This window comes from Deltaproteobacteria bacterium, assembly GCA_016875225.1.
In the GTDB taxonomy this organism is placed as follows: Bacteria; Myxococcota_A; UBA9160; order SZUA-336; family SZUA-336; genus VGRW01.
On record VGRW01000016.1, the window covers coordinates 34,528 to 57,698 of the forward strand.

Here is a 23,171-nt window from a genome sequence, read left to right on the forward strand (position 1 = left end):
AGGGACTTCAATCCGTTCCACGGGAAACCGCCGCCGCAGGGATGCGCAAGATGGCTCCACCCGAGGCCAGCGGGATCGATCGCGCGTCCGGGCGCTCGACGCCGGGCCCGGCCCAGACCCAGATCTCGCCGCCCTCGGACACCCATCCCCGGCCGAGCTCCGCGGAGCGCTCCGGGTGGGCAACTGCGCGAAGCAGCACACGATCGAAGCGCTTCGGCGCGGGAGCTTCGATCGACCGACGAAGGATGTCGACCTCGAGCGTGAGAGCCCGAGCGACGTGCCGGAGAAAGGCCACGCGCTTCTCGCGGATCTCAACCAGACTCACGCGGAGGTCGCGGCGCGAGATCGCGATCGGAAGCCCGGGGAAGCCCGCGCCACTGCCCAGATCCACGACGGAGAGGCCCTGGTCCAGGTGGGGAACGGCGGCGAGCGCATCATCCACATGCCTAGCGATCGCCGCCGGGTCGGTCGACCCGACCAGGTTCATCCGCTCACCCCAGAGGGTGAGCTCCTGAATGAAGCGAGAGAGAGCCGCTTCCGAGGTCGCCTCTCGACTCAATCGGGCGTAATTCGAACCCGCTTGCGCGGACCCTCGCCCTCGCTCTCGGAGCGAACCCCGCGCTCGTCCTTCAGGGTGTTGTGCACGACCCACCGCTCGCGCGAATTCATCGGCCGCAGAAGCTCCGGCTCTCCGGAGCGACGCACGATCTCCGCGGCCTCCCGAGCCATTCGTTCGAGCGCCGCCTCGTCGATCCCGCTGCGATCGTCGGAGTCACGTCGGGAGTCCGACCGCTCGCGTCGACCCTCTTCGCGCCGTCCGTTGCGGCGCGGCCGCTCGTCGCGCTCTTCGCTCGCGGCGCGGCGCGCGCCTCGGATGTCCACGCGCGCGGCCACTTCCTCATCGACGAGGACTTCGGCCGCGCGATGGGCCAGATGGGAAATCGCGGCCGCGAAGCGCGGCTCTCGATCGTTCAGTGCCGTAATCGCCTTTCCGTCCAGCGTGATGATGATGTCGCCCTCTTCGGTCTCCGTCTCCGTGAGACCGATGCCGCGAAGCTTCATCCGCTCCAGAATCCCGGCTACGAACTCGCCGACCGGGCCGAGATCTCCTTCCTCGAGATCCTCCTCGGTTTCCTCGGGCTCCGGCGCAGCTCGAGGAGCCGGGGGAGGCGGCGCGGGGCGCTCGCTTCGGGGACGCTCCTCGCGCCTCGGCCGCTCGGGCCGCTCAGATCGGGCCGTGCGTTCGTCCCGCCGTTCGTCTCGTCGCTCGGGGCGCTCGGATCGCTGCTGCGGACGCTCCTCGGAGCGCCGCTGCTCGCGCGCGACAGGCCGGGCCGAGAGCGGCGCGGCGATGACGAGCACGTTCGAGCCCAGACCCGAAACTGTTACTGTGGCGGGAACCACCCAGAAATCGATCTGGTCGGGCGCTACCCGGAAGAAGCTGGCTGCCTTGGCCAAGGCTTCGTCCCGGGTCTCGGCCACGAATTCCCGAGCGTCGTCCACGGATGCGTTCATTTCTCGATCCTCCGAGCTCCGGTCAAGTCGCCGGCGCCGTCGGCGTCGGCGTCCGGTTGACGTAGAGCTGCTGCGCGATCCCGAGAAGGTTGCTCACGAACCAATAGAGCACGAGCCCCGACGGGAACTGGTAGAACATGAAGGTGAATGCGACACTCATCAGTGTCATCATCTGCCTTTGCTGAGGATCCGCGTTCGGCGCCGGAGTCAGCCTCTGCTGCAGGAGCATGGAGCCGCCCATCAGCAATGGAAGCACGCGGATCGGAAGACCCGCGATCGCGAAGAAATCCTCTGCGGCCGACAGGTCGTTGATCCAGAGCGCAAATGGAGCATGGCGCAGCTCGATCGAGGTCTGCAACGCGAAGTACAGCGCGATCATGAAGGGCATCTGGACCAGGATCGGCACGCATCCGCCGCCCATCGCCGAGAGCGGATTCATCCCTTTCTGGCGGTAGAGCTTCATCATCTCCTCTTGGAGCTTCTCGCGGTCGCTGCCGTACTTGGTCTGAAGCTCCTTCATCTGCGGCGCGATCACCGCGAATCGCTTCATCGACTTCATCGAGCGCTGCGTCAACGGGAACGTCACGACGCGGACGAGCAGGGTGATCAGGATGATCGCGATCCCGTAGTTCGCGACGACGTTCGCGTGGGTCCAGCGAAGCATCGCCTCGAACGCATGCACCAGCGGGCGCACCAGCGCCCAGCCGGCATCGATCGAATTCTCCAGACGCGGGTCGACGGTGGCTACGAGCTCGGGGGTCTTGGGGCCGAAGAACAGCCGGTAGCTCCGCTCCACGCCGGTCCCAGGCGGCACGTCGAAGCTCGCCGCTCCGAGCGCGGCCTGTCCCAGATCGCGGCCGAGCGGCCCTAGAAAAGCCGTGCTGTCTCGCGGGCTGTCGGGAATCGCGGCGATCAGGAAGTACTGGCTGTCGACCCCCACCCACTCGACGGGCGCCGGGTACGCGGTCCCCGTCGGAGCCGCGCGCCCGAGCAGACCGCCGAGGAAACCCGCCGTGCCGATGCCGGCCACCGGCATGCGCTTCGCCTCGCCGTCCACCGAGGCCACCACGCTGTAGTTCAAGAAGAAGTCCGGCGCTCCGTCGTTTCTCTGCTGGCCGTAGCCCACGACGTCGAGCTTCGGCCTGACCGCGGCAGAGCTCTGATTCTGGATTGACACGGTCGCCCGACCGCCGTAGCCCGTGTCATCGACTTCGACACGACGCGTCACCGCGACCCCGTCTCGCTCCGCGCGGAGCTCCACCGAGCGCGGACCAGAAGCGACGATCTCGTACACCGAGCCCTCGAGCGAGCGAAGCGGCTCGGGACCGAGGAAGATGAAGAGCGCCCCCCGGGGCTCGCTGGTCACCAGCTCCACTGGCCCGGAGTGCTTGTCGACCGTGGCGCGGTACTTGAGCAGCTCGACGCGCTCCAGACGGCCGCCGAGATTGCTGACGCTGACCCTGACCGCGTCATTCTCCAGCGTCACAGTCTTCGCCTTCACTTCGTCCAAGGCCCGCTCGATCGGGACGGGAGGCTCGGCCTGTCCCTCGCCGCTCGGGGCCGCCGCGGGCGGCTCTTCGGAGGACTTCGGCTCGACCGCCGGCAGATCCGCGGGAGGAGGCGCCGGTGCGAACACGAATGACGCGACCATCAGTGCGACGGCGGCGGCAATAGCTGCGATCTGTACGCGATCCACTGCCGAACTCCCTAGGGAAGATCCAGCCCGCCACCGCCGAGCGGGTGGCAGCGCGCGATCCTGCGCAGCGCACGCAATCCCCCGCGCGCCGCGCCATCGCGCTCGATCACGGCGACTGCAAACTGGGAGCAGCTCGGGTTGAATCGACACGCCGATCCGAGCCAGGGTGAAATCACGAGCCGATACCCGCGGACCAGCGCGATCAACGCGGCGCTTCCGACCCGTCGGGCGGCGCGAGTCTCAGATCGAGATCCTGGCGCAGCTCCGCCAACCGCAAGGACGGCGGGATGTCGCGCTTGGCGATGAGGACTAAATCGCACGATCCGAACTCTCGGGAACGACTGCGAAACCATTCGCGGGCGAGGCGCTTGATCCGGTTGCGCCGCACGGCGCCGCCGACCTTGCGCGTGACGGTGATGCCTAGGCGGGTGGGTCCGCCGTCCTTTCGATCCATGAGCAGTGCAATGAAGAATCGGGTCGACCGGCGTCGACCGGACTCGGAGACCGCGACGAAGTCACTTCTGCGCATTCTCCGACGAAGAACCCCGCGGCCAGTGCCGTCCGGCGCCGACGGATGGCTACCTCTTCTTCGAGACCCGCGTGAGCTCGTGACGACCCTTCGCGCGCCGACGCGAGAGCACATTGCGCCCGGCTGTGGTGCTCATCCGGGCGCGGAAACCGTGATTGCGTGCGCGCCGGATTCGGCTGGGTTGGAACGTGCGTTTCATCAGAATGCCTCTAGAGCCGAGCGACTCGGTGGGCGTGTATAGAAGCACCGGCCCCGAGCAGTGTCAACGTCGTCTCGGCCGAGGCTTTCTCGACGAGAATCCGCGCGGCGTTCTTGCTTTGCTGCGCGCCGCTTTGATATGAGCACGAAGTCCCACCCGTCATCGCCTCGTGAAAGGTCCGAACCCCCATGACTGCCAGCGCTCCTGGCCTCGTCTGCACGGACGCGGCGACCTCGCTCTGGAAGTCGGTGCTTGGCGCCCTGTCGCATCGACTTTCCCCCGCGACCCGCGACTCGCTCTCGCAGAGCACCCGCTGTCTGGAGCAGGCCGTGGGTTCGCTGCGCCTCGCAGTGAATCGAAGCGAGATCGAGACCTGGATTCGGGCCGGCCACGTCGCTGCGATCGAGTCTTCGCTCGCGAGCCTGACGGATGGAGCGGTTGCGCTTGCGCTGATACCGGTCGACGACGTCCGGGCGCTTTCGGGCGACCCGAGCTCGAGCTTCGAGGGCTTCGTCGCAGGCCCTGCGAACTCAGCGGCTCTCGCTCGCGCGCGCAGGTTCGCTGGCGACGGCGTTGCCGAAGGCGGCGGGCTCGTGATGAGCGGCGCTCCCGGTTCCGGAAAGACGCACCTGCTGCGCGCGATCGCGGCGCGCCGCGAGGGCTTCGACCCCGAATCAGCCGTTCTGTACCGGCGCGCGGACCAGCTGTCGCTGGACCTCGTCGGCGCGATCTCGACCGGAGACCTCTCTTCGTTCCGCGAGCACCTGCTCGCCTCGGCCGCCCTGCTTCTAGACGACGTGCACGACCTGAAGGGCCGGGAAGCGACACAGGAAGAGCTGGTTCGCGTGCTCGAGCTGGTCGAAGAGCGCGGCATCCCGGTCGCGGTCGCGACTGCAAAACCTCCGGAACGCTGCGCGGGCCTGATCGAGCCGCTGCGCCGGCGTCTCGGGCGCCTCGAGTCGGTCGCGGTCCGACCGCCCGAATGGGAGACCCGTGTAGCGATCGTTCTCGCGAGAGCGCGCCAGTGGGGCGTCGAGCCGGCGCCCGCGGTCGCCGCCCTGCTCGCCAGCGGCGTGCGGGGCGACCTCGGTCGCCTCGACGCCCTGCTCACCAGGTTGCTCAGCCAGTCGTCCTGGTGCGGCGGCCTCGAGGCCGCCGAGGCCGTCAAGCTTCTGCTCAGTCACGCGAGCGACCCGCCGATCCGCATCACGCCCGAAGAGGTGATGAGCGCGGTCTCGCAGCAGTTCAACCTGCGCCCGCGCGACCTGCGTTCCGGCAAGCGCAGCGCGCGCTTCACCACGCCGCGACAGATCGCGATGTACCTGGTCCGGCGGCACTGCGGACTCTCCTACCCGGAGATCGGCCGGCGATTCGCGAAGCACCATACGACTGCGCTGCACTCCGATCGCGTGATCCAGAGCCAGCTGAGCGAGAACGCCAGCCTGCGAGCGGCGGTGCTCCTGGTGGAGAAGGAGCTGATGCGCGTATCGGAGGACGGTGGATGAGCGGTGGAGAACTCGAGCCCGAATCGGCACTCCACCGTCGGCCCACGGATCCTCCCGGCCGGCACCGGGATCGCCGTGGAAAGATCGTCGAGCCCGATCGCCAGGTTCGAGGAGTTTTCCAGATTTCCACCGCTCTCCCTCCTACTCCTACTCAACTTGCTTTAAGATCAGGATCAGAGGTGGGAGGAGAGTGGACATGAAGCTTTCGATCGAACGAGACGAGCTTCTGAGAGCCCTGGGGCGCGTCCAGGCCATCGTCGAACGACGCGGCACGATGCCGATTCTCGCGAACGTGTTGATCGAGGCGCGCGAAGACGGCCTGACGCTCGCCGCCACCGACCTCGAGGTCGCCGTGATCGCCAATCACCCCGCGGCGGTGAAGACCCCGGGGACGGTCACTCTCGGCGCCAAGAAGCTCTTCGAGATCGTCCGCGAGCTCGAGGGCCCGGAGGTCGTGCTCGGCAGCGAGGATGGCGCGCGTGTGACGCTCGCGTGCGGTCCGGCCAAGTTCTCGCTGCTCTCGACCTCGCCAGAGGAGTACCCGTCGGTTCCGAGCGCAGAGGGAGTTGCGTTCGCGCAGATCGATACCGCGCTTCTCGGCGAGCTGATCGACCACACGCTCTACGCCACCTCGAGCGACGAGACCCGCTACAACCTGAACGGCGTTTTCATCGAGAGCGTCGACGGCAAGCGGATCCGGTTCGTCGCCACCGACGGGCATCGGCTGGCGATGATCGAGCGTCCCGTGCCCACGGCGGTCGGATTCCTAGCCAAGGGCGTGATCGTGCCGCGCAAGGGCGTGGCGGAGATTCGCAAGCTCTGCGACGAGGGCGAAGGGGCTCTCGATCTCGGTCTCGGGGACGGTTTCCTGATGGTCCGGCGACCCGACCTGCTGCTCACGACCCGGCTGATCGACGGCGAGTTCCCGAACTACCGCCAGATCCTGCCCAAGGGCCACAAGGTGCGGCAGGTCGTCGAGCGGGAGCGCCTGCAGCACGCCGTTCGCCGCGTTGCCCTGATGGCGCACGAGCGCTCGCGGGGCTTCCGCTTCGTCCTGAGCGACGGGCAGGTCGACCTCTCGGCGAGCAACCCCGACCTCGGCGAGGCGCGCGAGGTGCTGCCCGTCGAGTATCAGGGCGCGCGCTTCGAGACCGCGTTCAACGCGCGCTACCTGCTCGACGTGCTCGGCTCGATGTCGGCCAAGGAGGTCGTGCTCGAGCTATCCGAGGAGCTCAGCCCCGCCCAGTTCCGACCCGCGGACGACCCGGACGAAATTGCCGTGATCATGCCGATGAGGCTCTAGCCGAGAGCTTCGCGCTGGGCTAGTTTTCCGAGCGTTTGCAGCACCTTGCGCCGCAACGGGCCCCTTGCATCCGTCGCCTGACGTCTGCGGGACGAGGCCGCTGCCAAAGCAGGGTATATCGCAGGGTTGCGGTCCTCCCCCGCTGCGGCGTTGGACTCAGGTCCTAGAGGCGAAGAAGCGCTTATGAGCGAGTACGACGCGAGATCCATCGAGGTTCTCGAGGGTCTCGATCCGGTCCGGAAACGGCCCGCGATGTACATCGGGTCGACGGGTCCGGGCGGGTTGCACCACCTGGTCTACGAGGTGGTCGACAACTCGATCGACGAAGCCGTCGCAGGCTTCTGCGACACGATTCGAGTCACGATCCACAGTGACAACTCGGTCACGGTCGAGGACAACGGGCGCGGCATTCCGATCGACCCACACGCCAAGCTCGGCCGCCCCGCCGCCGAAGTCGTGCTCACGACGCTGCACTCCGGCGGGAAGTTCAACAACAAGTCGTACAAGGTCTCGAGCGGTCTGCACGGGGTCGGCGTCTCGTGCGTGAACGCGCTCTCGGAGAAGCTCGACCTCGAGATCAAGCTCGGCGGCAAGGTGTACCGGCAGCACTACGCGCGCGGAGTTCCGCAGGAGGACCTGCACTCCGTCGGCACGACCGACAAGACCGGCACGACGATCACGTTCCAGCCCGACTCCGCGATCTTCGACGTCACCGAATACAGCTTCGACACGCTGGCCAACCGGCTGCGCGAGCTCTCGTTCCTGAACGCCGGGATCCGCATCCACCTCGAGGACGAGCGCAACGGGAAGAAGCACGAATTCCACTACGAGGGCGGGATCGCCTCGTTCGTCGAGTACCTGAATCGCGGGACGGTGTCCGTCCACCCGGTGATCCTGCTCGTCGGAGACCGCAGCTACGAGCAGTCGACCGGCGAGGGAATGGTCACCACCGACGTCCACATCGAAGCCGCCCTCCAGTACAACGACGGGTACAACGAGAGCGTCTACAGCTTCGCGAACAACGTGAACACGATCGAAGGCGGGACGCACCTGACCGGCTTCCGGAACGCGCTCACGCGCGCGATGAATCGCTGGATCGCCGAGCACCTGCCCGAGAAAGAAGTCGTGACCGTCACCGGCGAGGACACGCGCGAAGGCCTGGCCGCGGTCGTCTCGGTGAAGCTCTCGCACCCGCAGTTCGAGGGCCAGACCAAGGCCAAGCTCGGCAACAGCGAGGTGGCGGGGCTGGTCGGAAATCTCGTCTACGAGCAGCTCTCGAGCTACCTCGAGGAGAACCCGGCCGCCGCGAAATCCGTCGCGATGAAGTGCACCGACGCCGTGCGAGCGAGAGAGGCGGCGCGAAAGGCGCGCGATCTCACGCGCCGGAAAGGGGCGCTCGGCGACGCGAGCCTGCCGGGAAAACTCGCAGACTGCCAGGAGCGCGACCCCGCGAAGGCGGAGATCTTCATCGTCGAGGGCGACTCGGCCGGTGGCTCCGCGAAGCAGGGCCGAGACCGCTACAACCAGGCGATCCTTCCGATCCGCGGCAAGCTCATCAACGTCGAGAAGGCGCGTCTCGATCGGATGCTCGCGAACAACGAGATCCAGATCATGATCGCCGCGCTCGGAACCGGAATCGGCGAGGACTTCGACGCCAACAAGCTCCGCTACCACAAAGTCGTCCTGATGACCGACGCCGACGTCGACGGCTCGCACATCCAGACGCTCCTGCTCACCTTCTTCTTCCGCCACATGCCCGATCTGATCACGCGGGGGCACCTGTACCTGGCGCAGCCGCCGCTCTACAAGGTGAAGCGCGGCAAGCACGAGCAGTACATCCAGAGCGACAACGAGCTCTCTCAGCACCTGCTCGGGATCGGCCTCGGCGAGTCTCGCGTCTTCGCCAGCGGACGCGATGCGCCGCTCGACGAGGCCAGCCTGCGCGAGCTGCTATCGCACGCGCAGCGCTGTGAGCGCGTGAGCGTCTCGATGGAGCGCCGCGGCATCGACGCGCGAATCGTCGAGGCGGCGGCGGCCTGCGGTCTGACCAGCGCGGAGGCGAACGCGGACGCCGCCGCGCGCAGCGACTTCGAGCGCCGACTCGTCGCGTATCTGGAGCAGAGCTATGCAGAGGCGCTCCCGGTTCGGATCGAATGGTCCCAGGACGCCGAGCACAGCCGCTGGAAGCCGGCGGTGCACGTGATGCAGACGGCGGTGCAGCGCTCGGTCGAGTTCGATCAGGCGCTGCTCGAGTCACCCGACTACCAGCGCTTCGTCGCGCTCTTCGAGTGCGCGGTCGCGGTCGGAAACGCTCCGTACCGGCTCGTCGTGGGCGGCGAGGAGCGCGTCATCGCATCGCCGCGCCAGCTCCTGATCGAGCTGCTCCAGATCGCCGGCAAAGGCCAGTACATCCAGCGCTACAAGGGCCTCGGCGAGATGAACCCCGAGCAGCTCTGGGAGACGACGATGGACCCGGGCAAGCGCACGCTTCTGCACGTCCGCGTCGAGGACGGGCCAGAAGCGAACCAGACCTTCAGCATCCTGATGGGCGACCTCGTCGAGCCTCGCAAGGAGTTCATCGAGAAGAACGCCCTGAACGCCGTGAACCTCGACATCTGAGCGGGAACGCATGACCGACACGCCAGAGACTCCCGCGCTGCCACCAGTGAACCCTCCGATCCCCGTCGCGATCGAGGACGAGATGCGCCGCTCGTTCCTCGACTACTCGATGTCGGTCATCATCAGCCGCGCGCTGCCCGACGTGCGCGACGGGCTCAAGCCCTCGCAGCGGCGCATCCTGGTCACGTTCAACGACCTGAACCTGACCTCCGACCGGCCCTACCGGAAGTGCGCGAAGATCGCCGGCGACGTCTCGGGCAACTACCACCCGCACGGCGAGGCGGTGATCTACCCGTCGATCGTGCGCCTCGCCCAGCCGTTCTCGCTGCGTTACCCGCTCGTCGACGGTCAGGGGAACTTCGGATCGGTCGACGGCGATCCCCCGGCGGCCATGCGCTACACCGAAGCGCGTCTCACGCGGATCGCGGCAGAGATGCTCGCCGATCTCGAGCGCGAGACCGTCGACTTCGTACCGAACTACGACAACACGCGCACCGAGCCGATCGTCCTGCCGACGCGCATCCCGAACCTGGTGATCAACGGCTCGTCGGGAATCGCGGTCGGCATGGCCACGAACATCCCGCCGCACAACCTCGGCGAGACGGCCGACGCGCTGATCCTGCTCGCTCGAAATCCGCGCGTCGGGCTCGACGAGCTGATGGAGAAGCTGCCCGGGCCCGACTTCCCCACCGGCGCGCTGATCTGCGGCGGAAGCGGAATTCGCGAGGCCTATCGCACCGGCCGGGGCCTGCTCACCGTGCGCGCGCGAGCGGCGACCGAGGAGATGCGCGGCGGCCGCGTGCGCATCGTGCTCGACGAGATCCCGTACATGGTCAACAAGGCTTCGATGATCGAGAAGATCGCGGAGCTGGTGCGCGACGGGCGGATCGACGGCATCTCCGACGTCCGCGACGAGTCCGACCGCCGCGGCATGCGCGTCGTGGTGGAGCTGAAGAAGGACGCGGACGACCAGGTCGTGCTGAATCAGCTCTTCAAGATGACGCCGATGCAGACCACGTTCGGCGTGAACATGGTGGCGCTGGTGCGCAACCGGCCGCAGACGCTCGGCCTGATCGCACTGCTGCAGCACTTCCTCGACTTCCGCCGCGAGGTCGTGCGCCGGCGCGCGGCCTTCGACCTTCGCCAGGCCGAGGCGCGCGCACACATCCTCGAGGGCTTCAATGTCGCGCTCGACCACCTCGACGCGCTGATCGCGCTGATCCGCGCCAGCCAGAGCCCGGCCGAGGCCCGCGAAGCGCTGATGGCGCGCTTCTCGCTCTCGGAGCGACAGGCGCAGGCGATCCTGGAGCTGCGCCTGCAGCGGCTCACCGCGATGGAGCGCCAGAAGATCCTCGACGAGCTCGCCGAGGTGCGCGCGAAGATCGAGGAGCTGAAGGCGCTGCTCGCCAGCGACGAGAAGGTCACCGAGCTGATCGTCCGCGAGCTCGAGGAGATGCGCGAGAAGTACGCGGACCCGCGCCGAACCGAGCTCGCCGCCGCGGTCGAGGACTTCACGACCGAGGATCTGATCGCGGAAGAGGACATGGTCGTGACCATCACCCACCGCGGCTACGCCAAGCGGCACGTGCCCACGCTCTACCGGGCGCAGCGCCGCGGCGGAAAGGGAAAGGTCGCCGCATCGACGGCCGACGAGGACTTCGTGTCGATGGTCTTCGTGGCCTCGACGCACGCCTATCTGCTCTGCTTCACCAACAAGGGCCGCGTGCACTGGCTGAAGGTCCACGAGCTTCCCGAGCTCTCGCGCGGCGCGAAGGGCAAGGCGCTGGTGAACCTGCTTCAGCTCGCCGAGGGCGAGCGGATCCAGGCGATCCTGCCGGTGCGCGACTTCGGCGAGGGCGGCTACGTGGTGCTCGCGACACGGGACGGAACGATCAAGAAGACCGAGCTCGCGCAGTACTCGAACCCGCGCCGCGGCGGCATCATCGCGATCCACATCGCCGACGGAGACGAGCTGATCGCGGCCTCGCGCACGAGCGGAGGCGAGCAGATCCTGCTCGCCACGCAGGACGGAAAATCGATCCGCTTCAACGAGGAGCAGGTCCGGCCGATGGGCCGCGCGGCGACGGGCGTGCGCGGCATCTCCACGCGCGAGGGTGACGCCACCGTCGGAATGGAAGTGCTGAAGCCCGGCAAGACCATCCTCACCGTGAGCGAGAACGGCTTCGGCAAGCGCTCGCCGCTCGAGGAGTACCGCGAGCAGAACCGCGGCGGGCAGGGGATCATCACCATCAAGACGACCGAGCGGAACGGCCAGGTCGTGGGGATCATGCAGGTCGACGATCGCGACGAGATCATGCTGATCACGAGCGGCGGAAAGATGATCCGCACGCGCGTCGCCGAGATCCCCAGCATGAGCCGCAACACCCAGGGCGTGCGGCTGATGGAGCCGTCCGAGGGCGAGCGCGTGGTCTCGGTCGCCAAGCTCGGCGAGGAAGACGAGGTCGAGGGCGCATGAACACGTCGCGCTCCAAGCAGCTTCTCGAGCGGGCGCGCAACGTGATCCCGGGCGGTGTCAACAGCCCGGTCCGCGCGTTCGGATCGGTGGGCGGGCAGGCGCGCTTCATCCGCTCGGCCTCGGGCGCGCGCATCGTCGACGAGGACGGCAACTCCTACATCGACTACGTCGCGTCGTGGGGCGCGATCCTGCACGGGCACGCGCACCCGGTCGTGCTCGAGGCGATCGCGCGAGCGGCCGCGCGCGGCACGAGCTTCGGCGCCCCGACCGAGGCCGAGATCGCGCTCGCGGAACGCGTCTGCCAGCTCGTGCCGTCGCTCGAGATGGTGCGATTGGTCTGCTCGGGCACCGAGGCGACCATGAGCGCGATCCGCCTCGCGCGCGGAGCGACCGGCCGCGACCGGGTCCTGAAGTTCGACGGCTGCTACCACGGCCACCCCGATCACATGCTCGCCGCGGCGGGCTCGGGGGTCGCGACGCTCGGCATCCCCGGCACCGACGGCGTGCCTCGCGCGGCGGTCGCCGACACGGTGGTGCTGCCGTTCAACGATCTCGAAGCGGTCGAATCGCTCTTCGCCTCGCGCGGCGCCGAGATCGCGGCGGTGATCGTGGAGCCGGTCGCCGCGAACATGGGACTGGTGCCTCCCGTCGCCGGTTTCCTTTCGGGACTGCGCTCGATCTGCGACCGGCACGGGGCGCTGTTGATCTTCGACGAGGTGATCACGGGCTTCCGCGTCGCGCTCGGCGGAGCACAGGCGCGCTTCGGCGTCGCGCCCGACCTGACCACGTTCGGCAAGGTGATCGGCGGCGGCCTGCCGGTCGGCGCCTACGGCGGCCGTCGCGCGCTGATGGAGCGAATGGCTCCACTGGGCCCGGTCTACCAGGCGGGCACGCTCTCCGGAAATCCGCTCGCCACCGCCGCGGGCCTGGCCGCGCTCGAGCTCGCCGCGCAGCCGGGCGTCTACGAGCGACTCGAAGCCGGCACGAAGAGGATGGCGGACGGGCTCGCTGGACTCGCGCGAGAAGCGGGCGTGCCATTCACCGCGAGCTCGCTCGGCGGCGTCTTCGGCTTCTTCTTCCACCCGGGGCCGGTGCGAAGCTACGCGGACGCTCAGAAGTGCGACACCGCGGCGTTCCGCAGCTTCTTCCACTCCATGCTCGAGCAGGGCATCTACCTGGCGCCGTCCCCGTTCGAGGCTGGCTTTCTCACCTGCGCTCACGGCGACTCCGAGCTCGACCAGACCCTCGAAGCCGCCCGGCGCGCATTCGCGCGGGCGACCTGAATGGCCGACGAGCCGCGCCGCGGCCCTCGTCTGCCGGCGGTCCGGATGGGCCGGGGGATCGAAGCGGCCTGGGAGGCGGCGCTCTCGATCGTGCTCGGCGCGGTGCTCGGGATCTACGGCGACCGCTGGCTCGGCACCTCGCCGGTCCTGATGATGGTGTTCCTCGCGCTCGGCGCGACCGTCGCCTTCCGGCGGCTGATCGCGCTCGGAAAGCAGTCCACGAAGGACGAGGAAACTCCTCCGCGTTGAGTCGGCGCAGCGCTTCGTTGCACGCCAAGTACTTGATCGTGCTCGCGCTTGCAATCGCGGGGGCGATTCCGTATGGATGCGACGCCGCTTGGAGCGCGGCCGCGGGCGGAGGGATCCAACTCTTGAATCTGAGCGTCCTGGAGCGAGGCGTGCGCGCCGCGTTTTCGACCGGCGCCGCGGATCAAGCGACCGCGATCGCGCAGGTCATGCTCGTGCTTCGCACCGTTCTCTTCTTCACCGCGGTGATCTACGTGCTCGCAGCCACTCCCGTTCTGCCGCTCGCGTTCCTGGCCGGCCTGCTCGCGATCGTTCCGGCGGCGATCTGGCACGGGCTCACCCCGCAGGCGCCGCAGGCCCCCCGATGAGCCACCCCCCCTCCATCTTCATGATCCTCGAGGCCGCGGTGCCGCTGCTGCTGCAGACGGTCGTCGCCGCGATCCTGCTGGTGCTGCTGGTCTCGTGGCGCGTGCGCGCGGGGCTGGGTCCCGACGCGGTGGTTCCCGACGGGCGCGTGTCGCTTCGCAACTGCTTCGAGGTCATGTTCGAGGGCATCGCCACGCTGGCCCACGACTCGATCGGCCATGATTGGCGCAAGTACATGCCCATGCTCGGAACGCTGGGCGTCTTCATCCTGATCGGGAACCTGATGGGGCTCGTGCCAGGGCTCGGCGGTCCGACTTCCTACATCGAGACGAACCTGTCCTGGGCGATCGTCTCGGTCGTCACCTCCGAGGCGGCGGCGATCCGGGTGAACGGTTTCGGGGGCTGGCTCAAGCACATGTCGCCGGGCCCGATCTGGATGGCGCCGCTGATGCTGCCGATCGAGCTGTTCAGCCACCTGATCCGCTTCGTCTCGCTCACCATCCGCCTCACCGCCAACATGTTCGCGGACCACACGCTCGCGGCGATCTTCATCGGCTTTGGCGGGGTGGTCTCGATCTTCGTGCCCTGGATCGTGCTCGGTCTCGGGGTCTTCATCTGCTTCGTGCAGGCGTTCATCTTCACTTTCCTCACCAACATCTACATTGGGATGGGGCTCGAGGAAGCTCACTAGAAAGGGAGTAGCGATGCGTGCGTTCTTCTTCGTGGCGGCCGTTCTGGCCATGGCTCTCTCGCCGGACCTGGCCTTCGCCGCCGAGGGTGGCGGCGACTCGAGCTGGGGGATCGCGATCGGCTCGGGCCTCGCGATCGGCCTGGCGATTCTCGGCGCCGGCATTGCGCAGGGCATGACCGCCGCGAACGCCGTCCAGGGCATCGCGCGCAATCCCGGCGCGGCGGGCGCGATCCAGACGCCGATGATCATCGGTCTGGCGCTGATCGAGTCGATCGCGCTGCTCGCCTTCGTCATCGCCTTCTTGATTCAAGGCAAGATCTAACGCGGCCTCCGTGCCACGACTCCGCGCCCGGGCGTTCTCACGAGCGCCCGGGCGCGCTCGTTTTTCGCGTGCTTGCGCGCGGCACGCGCCTTGCTCTCTCGATCCGTCGGGTGGAACGGAACTCCCTCTAACGGGACCAGGGACTCCGGGAAGCCCACGTCGGATGGGGAACGGGGAAAGGCGCACGATGAACGGGGTGAGGCGTGCGCATTCCCCATCCGGCAACCCCGGTGTCAGACTGAGCGCGTGACGGCGCGCGGCAGATTCCTGGTGCTCGAGGGCATCGACGGCTCGGGAAAGACCGAGCAGACGCGGCGCCTGGCCGCCTGGCTCGAGCAGCGGGGACACCGCGTGGTGTCGACCCGCGAGCCCACCGACGGCCCCCACGGCCGGCGCTACCGCGCCTGGGCGCGCGGCGAGTTCGAGGCCAGCCCGGACGACGTGCTCGAGATGTTCCTCGCAGACCGCCGCGAGCACCTCTCGCGCGTGGTGCTTCCCGCGCTCGTGCGCGGCGAGATCGTCGTCTGCGACCGCTACAAGCATTCGACGCTCGCCTACCAGGCCGCGCAGGGGATCGACCGCGCGCGGCTGCGCGCGCTCTTCGTCACGCCCGAGTTCCCGGAGCCGGATCTCGTGCTCTGGCTGCGCCTGCCCGTAGCACAGGCGCTGTTGCGGATGGGCGCGAACGCGACCGAGCGCTTCGAGCGCGCCGAGTTCCTGGAGCGCGTGGACGCGGAGTACGCGAGGCTCGGGCTCGAGGCGATCGACGCGAGCCTTCCGCCCGACCGCGTCGAGCGCGCGATCCGCGAGCGCGTCGAGCGCGCGCTGGCGTGAGCGAGGCGAGCGCGATCGAGTGGATCGGCGCGGCCGCCGGCCTGGCCTGCGTCTGGCTGCTCGCGCGCGCCAGCATCTGGAACTGGCCGGTCTCGATCCTGAACACCACGCTGTACTTCGCGGTCTTCCTGCGCGCGCGGCTCTACGCCGAGGCGCTGCTGCAGATCGTCTTCACACTTCTCGGTGTCTACGGCTGGTGGAGCTGGCGCTTCGGCGGCTCGCTCGGCGCGGAACTCGCGATCCGCCGCGCCACGCGCTCCGAGCTCGCCGCCGCCGCCGCGCTCGCGCTGGCCGGCACCGCCCTCTCCGCTCTCCTGCTCGCGCGCGCGACCGATTCCCCCGCGCCGATCTGGGACTCGAGCGTGCTCGTGCTCTCGCTGCTCGCGACCTGGGCCCAGGCCCGCAAGATCCTCGAGAACTGGTGGATCTGGATCGCCGTCGACCTGATCTCGGTCCCGCTCTACGTCACGCGCGAGCTGTACCCGACCGCCCTTCTCTACACGCTCTTCCTGCTGATCTGCCTGTCCGGCCTGCGACGCTGGACGGTGTTGCTGCGCGAGCAGCCCGCCGCGGAGGCCCGACCGTGACCGCCCGCCGCGTGGTGCTGGTCGGCGCGGAGTCGACGGGCAAGACCACCCTCGCCCAGGACTTGTGCGCCGCGCTGCGCCGCCGCGGCGGCGCGCTCGCCGCTACGCGCTGGATTCCGGAGTACGGCCGCGAGTACACGATCGAGAAGCTCGCGCGCGAAGGCGGCCCCGACGCGCGGATGGACGCCCTCGTCTGGACCAGCGCCGACTTCGTCGCGATCGCGCGCGAGCAGAACGCGCTCGAAGCGCGCGCCGCGCTAGATACCGGCCCCGTCCTGCTCTGCGACACCGACGCATTCGCGGTCGGCGTCTGGCACGAGCGCTACCTGGGCAATTGCTCGCCCAAAGTCGAATCCCTCGCGATCACCGAGCCCTCGCTCTACCTGCTCACCCACCACGACGATGTGGCGTTCGAAGCCGACGAGATCCGCGACGGCGAGCGCTTCCGCGCCTGGATGACCGACGCGTTCGTCGAGCGGCTGCGCGGAAGCGCACACTGGCTGGCGTGGGTGCGCGGGGGGCGCGAGGAGCGGGTCGAAACGGGCCTTCGGGAGATCGAGCGGTTCTTGCGGCCATAGCCCCAGCATGGCGATGTGGATAATCCTGGATTATCCACATGTGCATGTTTCACAGGCGTTGGATCGAGGCTGCGCTTCGCGGTCGCGTTTCGGCCAGCAAGGTGCGCATCCTGCTCGGCGCGCGGCAGACCGGGAAGACGGCGCTGCTTGCGAAGCTTCTGGCCGGCCCCGGCACGCACGTCGTGAACCTGCAGGACACGGGGCTGCGCCGCCGCTTCGAGGCCGACCCCGCGGCTTTCGCACGCGAGGTTCGGGCGCTGCCGCGCGGCGCCCGCAACGTCCTGGTCGACGAGATCCAGAAGGTTCCCGCGCTTCTCGACGAAGTGCAGGCGCTGTATGACGCCTCGCCATCGCGCTGGCAGTTCTTCCTGACGGGAAGCTCGGCGCGCCGACTCAAATCTCACTCCGCGAATCTGCTCCCCGGCCGCAGCCATCTGTATCGCCTCTTCCCGGTCAGTGCCTGGGAGCTGGCGCGCGAGGACGACCGCCCGGCACTCGCTCTGTCCGCGGGCTCGAGCGCTGGCCCCGCGCCGGAATTCCCGACGCGCTCGCTGGCGCGCACGCTGCAGCTCGGCTGCCTCCCCGGAGTCCGGGCGGAGCGTCCGGAGACCGCAAAGGCCACGCTCGCCGCGTACGTCGAGCACTACCTAGAGGAAGAGATCCGCCGCGAGGCGCTGGTGCGCGACGTCGGGCCCTTCATCGTGTTCCTCCGCCTGGCCGCGATCGAGTCCGGCGGGCAGATCAACCTGGCGCGCCTCTCGCAGGAGAGCGGCATCCCCGCCAGCACGCTCAAGAACTTCTACCAGGTCCTGGTCGACACGTTCGTTGGCTACTGGATCCCTGCCTACTCCCGCCGCTCGCGCAAGCGCCTGCTCACCGCGCCCCGCTTCTATTTCTTCGACGTCGGCGTGCGAAATGCCGCGGCGGAGCTGCCGCAGTCCGGCCCGATCGCCGCCGAGCTCGCGGGTCCGCTTCTCGAGCAGTGGGTGGCGCAAGAGCTGGTCGCGCGCGCCGCTTACCTGGGCCGGGGCCAGCGCGTGAGTTTCTGGCGCACCACCTACGGCGTCGAAGTCGACTTCGTGTGGGAGACCCCGCGCGGAGACATCCCCATCGAGGTCAAGTGGACCGAGCGCCCGCGTCCAGGCGACGCGCGCCACCTCGAGATCTTCCTCGACGAGTTCCCCTCGCGCGCCCGCCGTGGCCTGATCGTCTGCCGCTGCGAGCGCGCGCAGCAGCTCACCGACCGCGTCCGCGCGATTCCGTGGCACGACCTGTGAGGGTTCCGCGCCGCGCACGGCGGCCCGCGCGTCAGACCTCGGCGAACAGGAACTCCAGATCATCACGCGAAAGGCTGCGGGCGAACGCCTCGTCTCCGAGCACGTCGCGCACGATCGCCTGCTTGCGCTCCTGCAGCTCGAGCACCTTCTCTTCGATCGTCCCGCGCGCGACCACAAGGTACGCGACGACCGTGCGCGTCTGGCCGATCCGGTGCGTTCGGTCGATCGCCTGCGCCTCGACCGCTGGATTCCACCACGGGTCGAGCAGCACCACGTAGCTCGCGCTGGCCAGGTTGAGGCCGCTCCCACCGGCTTTGAGCGAGATCAGGAAGGCGCACGGCGAGGGATCGTCCGTGAACTCCGCGACGACCTTCTCGCGCTTCACCGTCGCGCCGGTGAGCAGGTGCGAGCGGATGCCCTGGAGCGTGAGCTCGCGGCGCACAAGCTCCAGAAAGCGCACGAACTGCGAGAACACGAGCACCTTGTGGCCCTCCGCGACGAGCGGCTCGATCAGCTCGACCAGCGCCTCGAGCTTGCCGCTGCGCTGTGCGCTGCCGCCGCCGGCCAGCGCGGGGTGGCAGCAGATTTGTCGAAGGCGAAGCAGCGCGGCGAGCACCGCGATGCGCTTGCGCGCGTTCGCCTGCGCCGACGTCGCCCGGGCCCCGGCGATCGCCCTCGCGCGCGCGAGCTCGAGCGCGTAGCGCTTGCGCTGCTCGCCCGACAGCTCGCAGTCGCGCCGCTCCTCGATCCGCGCCGGCAGCTCCGGCGCGACCTCCTGCTTCAGCCTGCGCAGCAGAACCGGTCGCAGGCGGGCGGCCAGCAGGGCGCGCGAGCGCGGCGCGGATTCGTCGCGCTCGAAGCGCGCCACGAAGGACTTGCGCGTGCCCAGGTAGCCCGGGTTCGCGAACTGCATCAAGCTCCAAAGGTCGAGCGGTCGGTTCTCGAGTGGAGTGCCGGTCATCACCAGCCGGTGTCGCGCTTCGAGCTCGCGAACCGCGCGCGACACTCCCGAGTCGGGGTTCTTCACGAACTGACCCTCGTCGAGGATCGCGGCGTGAAGCGGCACGCCGCGCCAGGCTTCGATGTCGCGGCGCAGCAGCGAGTAGCTCGTGATCGCCAGGTCGCAGCGCTCGAGGGATCCGAGCCGCGCGGCACGCTCGGCTCCGCGCTCGAGCGCGAGCACGCGCAGCCCGGGCGCGAAGCGCTCGGCCTCGCGCAGCCAGTTGTGCGCGACCGAGGTCGGACACACGACCAGGCTCGGGCCTGCGGACGGCTCCAGCTCGCGCAGGTGCAGCAGCCACGCGAGCGCCTGGAGCGTCTTGCCCAGCCCCATGTCGTCCGCGAGCAGCGCGCCCATGCCGAGCGAGGAGACGTACGCGAGAAAGTCGACGCCCGAGCGTTGGTACGGCCGGAGCTTGCCGCGCAGGCCCGCGGGTCTCTTCACGCGCGGAACCCCCGCAAAGCGAGCCACGCGCTGCCGGAGCGCGCGCGCGTGCTCGGCGGCGGCGGGATCCACCGCGAGCCGCTGCAGGAGATCGAGGCTGCCCTCGCTCGCGCCGGCGAGCGCAAGCGCCCCGACGCGGCGCGGCCCCGCACCGGGCTCGACGCCCAGCTCGGCCAGCGCAGCGAGCAGCGCCTCCTGTTCCTCGCCCGCCGCGCGCCGCACCCAACCCGAGCGCAGGCGGACGAAGCGCTCGGTCGACGCCAGCAGCTGCGCGCGCTCCCCGTCGCTGAGCGCCGCAGCCTCGTCCTCCCAGGCGACGTCGATCTCGAAGAAATCGATTCCCGAAGGGGCGAGCGACGCTCGCACCCGGCGCGCCGCATCCGGCTCGAGCAGGCGCCGGACTCGCGGCGACGCCAGAACCGTGACCTCGCCGCGCGATTCCGCGACGGCGTCGGCCAGCTGCGCGAGCACCGCGCCGTTCACGGGCACGAACCAGCCGATCGTGTCCTTCGGGATTCGCGCGCCCGTTGCGCTCGCGAAGCGCGCGAGCAGTTCGTCGACGAAGCGCCGCGCAGGCGCGACCGCCGCCGGGTCGGGCTCTTCGAGCCCGATGCCCGCCTTCTCGTCGCCGTCGCTCGGGTGCTCGTGCCAACCGCCGCTCGCGCGCGCATCGAACTCGCGCGCGCCCGCGGGAAACGAGCCCTGCCGGTACCAATCCGGCGGTCCCGTGTGCGCCACGAGCCGAAGCTCGAGCGCGGCCTCGTCGACCAGATCGACAATGACCTGCGCCGTCACCGGAACGTGTCGCACGAGCGGCGCCAGGCTTCGCGCGAGCTCCGGTATGCGGCCTGCGAGTCGCCGCACGAGCGGAAGCACCTCGGCGCGAAGCTCGATCCCGCCGGCCAGCAGCGCGCTCTCGACCAGCTCGATCGGCGGCGCCGTCTCGACGCGAGCGAACCCGCCGTCCGCGGCGACCGCGGCCACCCGCGCCGCCACCCCGTCGCGCGTCCGCGCCGGCAGCACCAGCACGCGGTCGAGCCGCAGGCATCGCCCGTCGGCGAAGAAACAGTGCAGCGCGAGGCGCGGTGCCGCCGCGTCGCTCTCGAGCGCGGGCGCGATCCGGGCCGCGCCGGGCGCGAGGCGCACCGGCCCGCCGGGCACGAGCCCGGTCCTCTGCGCCAGCGCAGGATCCAGGTCCGCCGCGATGCTGAAGAGCGGGCTCTCCGCCGCGCGCTCGAGCAATCGGCGGGGGTCGGGCGGCGCCGCCGCGTAGTGCTGCGGGCGCTCCGAGAGGTAGCCGCCGTCGAGCACGAAGCGAAGCAGATCGCGCTCGTCGTCCGCCAGCACGTCGCGCCTGGAGTCCGCTTGGCGAAGCAGACCGAGGAGCGCGGATTCGGCGCGCAGCTCGTCGTGAATCTTCGGCGACGTGAGCCGCACGCGCGCGCCGAGCCGCACGCCGCCCCAGGTCGAAGTAAGGCAGAGCTCGAAACGCAATCGCCTCGCGAACCCCGGAGCCGAGCCGGCCGTCCAGGCGTCGAGCGCCTCGAGCGCACGCTCCGCGCTGCGGCGCGCGTTGCGCTCGGCCAGATCGCGCCGCGCCAGGAACGGCGCGAGCGCGGGCGGCAGCTCGAGCTGCCCCGCCCGCTCGATCTCGAACGCGAGCCGAAAGCAGCGGAGCTCCGGGTCCGCCTCTTCGAAGCAGCCGCGCAGCGCGTTGCGCAGCTCCCCGTACGCGAGCCGCGAGCCCACGGAATGCGCGAGCGCATCGAGCGCGAGCTCGGCGTGCCACGGTTCGCTCGCGCTCTGCACTCGCGCCACGATCTCCGCCGGCGTCGGCTCGGCCGGAGCGGCGCGTGCGCGGCGTTCGACGGCGCCCTCCACCTCGATCCCGCTCAGCGCCTCGAGGCCGAGCGCGTACAGGTGCTTGCAGTCCATGGTCATCGGGCAGCTGCAGCTCCCCAGCCAGCGCCCGCCCCCGAACGACCACTCGCACTCGTACGTCTCGGTGCCCTCGACGAGCGCGAACAGCACCTGCCCGTCGAACTCGATCTGACCCACGCGCCCGTCGCGCGCATACCGCGTTCCGCGCCCGCGGATCAGACTCGGAAACGCGCGGATGCCCTTCTCGAGGCTCCGCCGCTGATCCGCGGAGAGCGAGACCGGTGAGTCGCTAGCCGAAGACGTCATGGATCGGGCCGCTTCCTCACGGGCTTCGAAGGGGAGGTTCCCCGGAACCATACCCGCGTCGCGGAGGGAAGATCCAGCGCCGGGCGGGGCTGTGATCCAGCGAGCCCGCGTGGGAGACTACGTACCCTGCAACGCGATCGACGGCGCGGGGTCCAAGGGAGGTGCCGATTCTATGGCAGGCGAGGGACGCATCGATGCCGATGAGCTCCGCGCCAGGCTCGCGCGGACCGCGCCCGAATCACTCGCCGCCTTCCTCTCGCGTCTCGCCGAGGAGGACGAGGCCCTGCGCGACCGGATCGAGACGCTCGCGCTGGGCGCCGATCCCGCCGCGCTCGCCGCCGCCTTGGACCACCGGCTGAAGCGATTCCGCAGCGGGCGTTCGTTCATCACGTACGGCGAGAGCGGCGCCTTCGCCCGCGAGCTGCAGGGATGGCTCGACGACGTCGAGACGCAGCTCCTGGCCACGGACGCGGAAGCCGCGTGGAAGCTCGTCGACCGCTTCATCCGCGCGGACGAGCGGATTCTCGGGCGCGCCGACGATTCGAACGGGTCGATCGGCGGCGCCTTCCGCCGCGCGTGCGGCCTCTGGCATCGCGCGGCCGCGGCGCTGCCCGCCGAGCCCGCGTGGGTCGAGCGCGTCCACGAGCTGCACGCGGGGGACGAGTACGGCACGCGCGACGCGCTTCTCGACCACGCGGCGACGCTCCTCTCGGAGCTGGAGCTCCGCCGGCTCGCCCGCATCTACGAGCGCGAGGCCGAGTCGGCGCCGCACGACCGCGAGAGCTACCGGAGCCTCGCCGCCGGCGCGGCCCTGGGCCAGATCGCGTGCGCTCTGGGGGACGCCGCCCTCTACGAGAGATCGGTGACGATCCGCTCGCCGCACCCCAACCCCCTGCAGAGGCAGGCCATCGCCGAGCAGTATCTGCGCTTCGGCCCCGTGGAGCGCGCCGTCGAGTGGCTGATGCGAGCCGACAGCGCGGACCGCGCGGATTTCTCCGGCAAACGCCTCGAGCTGCTCGCGCGCGCCTACGAGAAGCTCGGAGATCGCGACGCACTTCTCGACGCGCGCCGGCAGATCTCCGAGGCCTCGTTCAGCGCGCGGGTCTTCGACGCCTACGCCGCTCTCCTGCCTCCCGAGTCGAGAGCGGCCGCTCGCGAGGCCGCCATCGCGCGCGCGGAGCGGAGCGACCGCATCGCCAGCGCGAGCGCATTCCTTCTCGATCTAGGCGCCGATGAACGGGCGGCGGCCAAGGTGTTGCGCGGCCGCGCGCAGCTCGCCGACGGTCCCTACGACGCGCTCCTCTCGCTCGCGCAGCGCTTCGAATCGGCCGGCCACCCGCTGCCCGCGATCGCCTGCTACCGCGCTCTCACGGACCAGATCCTCAGCGAGAAGCGAACCAGCGCCTACCGGCACCCTCAGTGGCCACCTCAAAACCGGCCAGTCGTGGCCGGGTCAAAACCGGCCAGTCGCGCGTCCGGGACAGGGTCTGTCTACTTCGAATCGCCTGAGTCGT

General features: G+C 69.5%; 20 protein-coding genes. 13 read left to right on the top strand and 7 right to left on the bottom strand.

Going from position 1 to position 23,171, the window contains the following annotated elements; translation table 11 throughout:
• Window positions 1–7: 7 nt before the first annotated feature.
• From rsmG to FJ108_06345, 6 genes are read right to left on the bottom strand one after another with little or no spacing between them, the layout of a single operon-like run.
• Entirely contained in the window at window positions 8–652 is a 645-nt protein-coding gene (rsmG, locus tag FJ108_06320) for a 16S rRNA (guanine(527)-N(7))-methyltransferase RsmG (protein MBM4335514.1), read from the bottom strand.
• A complete protein-coding gene (locus tag FJ108_06325) occupies window positions 556–1,515 on the bottom strand; it encodes a hypothetical protein (GenBank protein MBM4335515.1) in 960 nt (319 codons plus the stop codon). The genes rsmG and FJ108_06325 overlap by 97 nt, the downstream gene beginning before the upstream one ends.
• Before the next feature lie 22 nt (window positions 1,516–1,537).
• Window positions 1,538–3,211: a membrane protein insertase YidC gene (gene yidC, locus FJ108_06330; GenBank protein ID MBM4335516.1), complete on the bottom strand. Its 1,674-nt coding sequence runs from the start codon at window positions 3,209–3,211 to the stop codon at window positions 1,538–1,540.
• An 11-nt stretch (window positions 3,212–3,222) separates the two neighbouring features.
• Window positions 3,223–3,564 carry a membrane protein insertion efficiency factor YidD gene (gene yidD, locus FJ108_06335; GenBank protein ID MBM4335517.1) on the bottom strand — a complete coding sequence of 114 codons (342 nt, stop codon included), beginning with the start codon at window positions 3,562–3,564 and terminating at the stop codon, window positions 3,223–3,225.
• Window positions 3,414–3,854 carry a ribonuclease P protein component gene (gene rnpA / locus FJ108_06340; GenBank protein MBM4335518.1) on the bottom strand — a complete coding sequence of 147 codons (441 nt, stop codon included), beginning with the start codon at window positions 3,852–3,854 and terminating at the stop codon, window positions 3,414–3,416. The genes yidD and rnpA overlap by 151 nt, the downstream gene beginning before the upstream one ends.
• A complete protein-coding gene (locus FJ108_06345) occupies window positions 3,790–3,939 on the bottom strand; it encodes a 50S ribosomal protein L34 (GenBank protein MBM4335519.1) in 150 nt (49 codons plus the stop codon). Before FJ108_06345 ends, rnpA begins: the two co-directional genes overlap by 65 nt.
• A gap of 188 nt (window positions 3,940–4,127) precedes the next feature.
• Between FJ108_06345 and FJ108_06350 the strand changes: the two genes are divergently transcribed.
• The 12 genes from FJ108_06350 to FJ108_06405 all read left to right on the top strand — a co-directional run bounded on the left by FJ108_06350 (window position 4,128) and on the right by FJ108_06405 (window position 18,026).
• On the top strand, window positions 4,128–5,444 hold the full coding sequence (locus tag FJ108_06350) for a hypothetical protein (GenBank protein ID MBM4335520.1): 1,317 nt from the start codon (window positions 4,128–4,130) through the stop codon (window positions 5,442–5,444).
• A 196-nt stretch (window positions 5,445–5,640) separates the two neighbouring features.
• A complete protein-coding gene (gene dnaN / locus FJ108_06355; protein MBM4335521.1) occupies window positions 5,641–6,747 on the top strand; it encodes a DNA polymerase III subunit beta in 1,107 nt (368 codons plus the stop codon).
• Window positions 6,748–6,930: 183 nt separating this feature from the next.
• Window positions 6,931–9,366 (top strand): DNA topoisomerase (ATP-hydrolyzing) subunit B, encoded by a 2,436-nt coding sequence (gyrB, locus tag FJ108_06360; protein ID MBM4335522.1) that lies wholly within the window; start codon window positions 6,931–6,933, stop codon window positions 9,364–9,366.
• 10 nt (window positions 9,367–9,376) lie between these two features.
• The gene (gene gyrA / locus FJ108_06365) at window positions 9,377–11,842 is read left to right on the top strand and encodes a DNA gyrase subunit A (GenBank protein MBM4335523.1); all 2,466 of its coding nucleotides are present in this window, start codon (window positions 9,377–9,379) and stop codon (window positions 11,840–11,842) included.
• Window positions 11,839–13,125 (top strand): glutamate-1-semialdehyde-2,1-aminomutase, encoded by a 1,287-nt coding sequence (gene hemL, locus FJ108_06370; GenBank protein ID MBM4335524.1) that lies wholly within the window; start codon window positions 11,839–11,841, stop codon window positions 13,123–13,125. The genes gyrA and hemL overlap by 4 nt, the downstream gene beginning before the upstream one ends.
• Window positions 13,126–13,374: an AtpZ/AtpI family protein gene (locus FJ108_06375; protein MBM4335525.1), complete on the top strand. Its 249-nt coding sequence runs from the start codon at window positions 13,126–13,128 to the stop codon at window positions 13,372–13,374.
• A gap of 76 nt (window positions 13,375–13,450) precedes the next feature.
• Window positions 13,451–14,428 carry a F0F1 ATP synthase subunit A gene (gene atpB / locus FJ108_06380; GenBank protein ID MBM4335526.1) on the top strand — a complete coding sequence of 326 codons (978 nt, stop codon included), beginning with the start codon at window positions 13,451–13,453 and terminating at the stop codon, window positions 14,426–14,428.
• Between the two features lie 13 nt (window positions 14,429–14,441).
• On the top strand, window positions 14,442–14,750 hold the full coding sequence (locus FJ108_06385; GenBank protein ID MBM4335527.1) for an ATP synthase F0 subunit C: 309 nt from the start codon (window positions 14,442–14,444) through the stop codon (window positions 14,748–14,750).
• A gap of 72 nt (window positions 14,751–14,822) precedes the next feature.
• Entirely contained in the window at window positions 14,823–15,584 is a 762-nt protein-coding gene (gene tmk, locus FJ108_06390) for a dTMP kinase (protein ID MBM4335528.1), read from the top strand.
• Window positions 15,581–16,171 carry a nicotinamide mononucleotide transporter gene (locus FJ108_06395; protein MBM4335529.1) on the top strand — a complete coding sequence of 197 codons (591 nt, stop codon included), beginning with the start codon at window positions 15,581–15,583 and terminating at the stop codon, window positions 16,169–16,171. The genes tmk and FJ108_06395 overlap by 4 nt, the downstream gene beginning before the upstream one ends.
• Window positions 16,006–16,749: an ATP-binding protein gene (locus tag FJ108_06400; GenBank protein MBM4335530.1), complete on the top strand. Its 744-nt coding sequence runs from the start codon at window positions 16,006–16,008 to the stop codon at window positions 16,747–16,749. Before FJ108_06395 ends, FJ108_06400 begins: the two co-directional genes overlap by 166 nt.
• A 38-nt stretch (window positions 16,750–16,787) precedes the next feature.
• A complete protein-coding gene (locus tag FJ108_06405; GenBank protein ID MBM4335531.1) occupies window positions 16,788–18,026 on the top strand; it encodes an ATP-binding protein in 1,239 nt (412 codons plus the stop codon).
• 31 nt (window positions 18,027–18,057) lie between these two features.
• Here FJ108_06405 and FJ108_06410 read toward each other — a convergent pair whose 3' ends face one another.
• Window positions 18,058–21,657, bottom strand: a complete 3,600-nt coding sequence (locus FJ108_06410; protein MBM4335532.1) for a hypothetical protein — start codon at window positions 21,655–21,657, stop codon at window positions 18,058–18,060.
• Window positions 21,658–21,829: 172 nt separating this feature from the next.
• Here FJ108_06410 and FJ108_06415 point away from each other — a divergent pair.
• Window positions 21,830–23,171, top strand: a 1,342-nt coding sequence (locus tag FJ108_06415; GenBank protein MBM4335533.1) for a hypothetical protein, incomplete at its 3' end; no start/stop codon positions are given.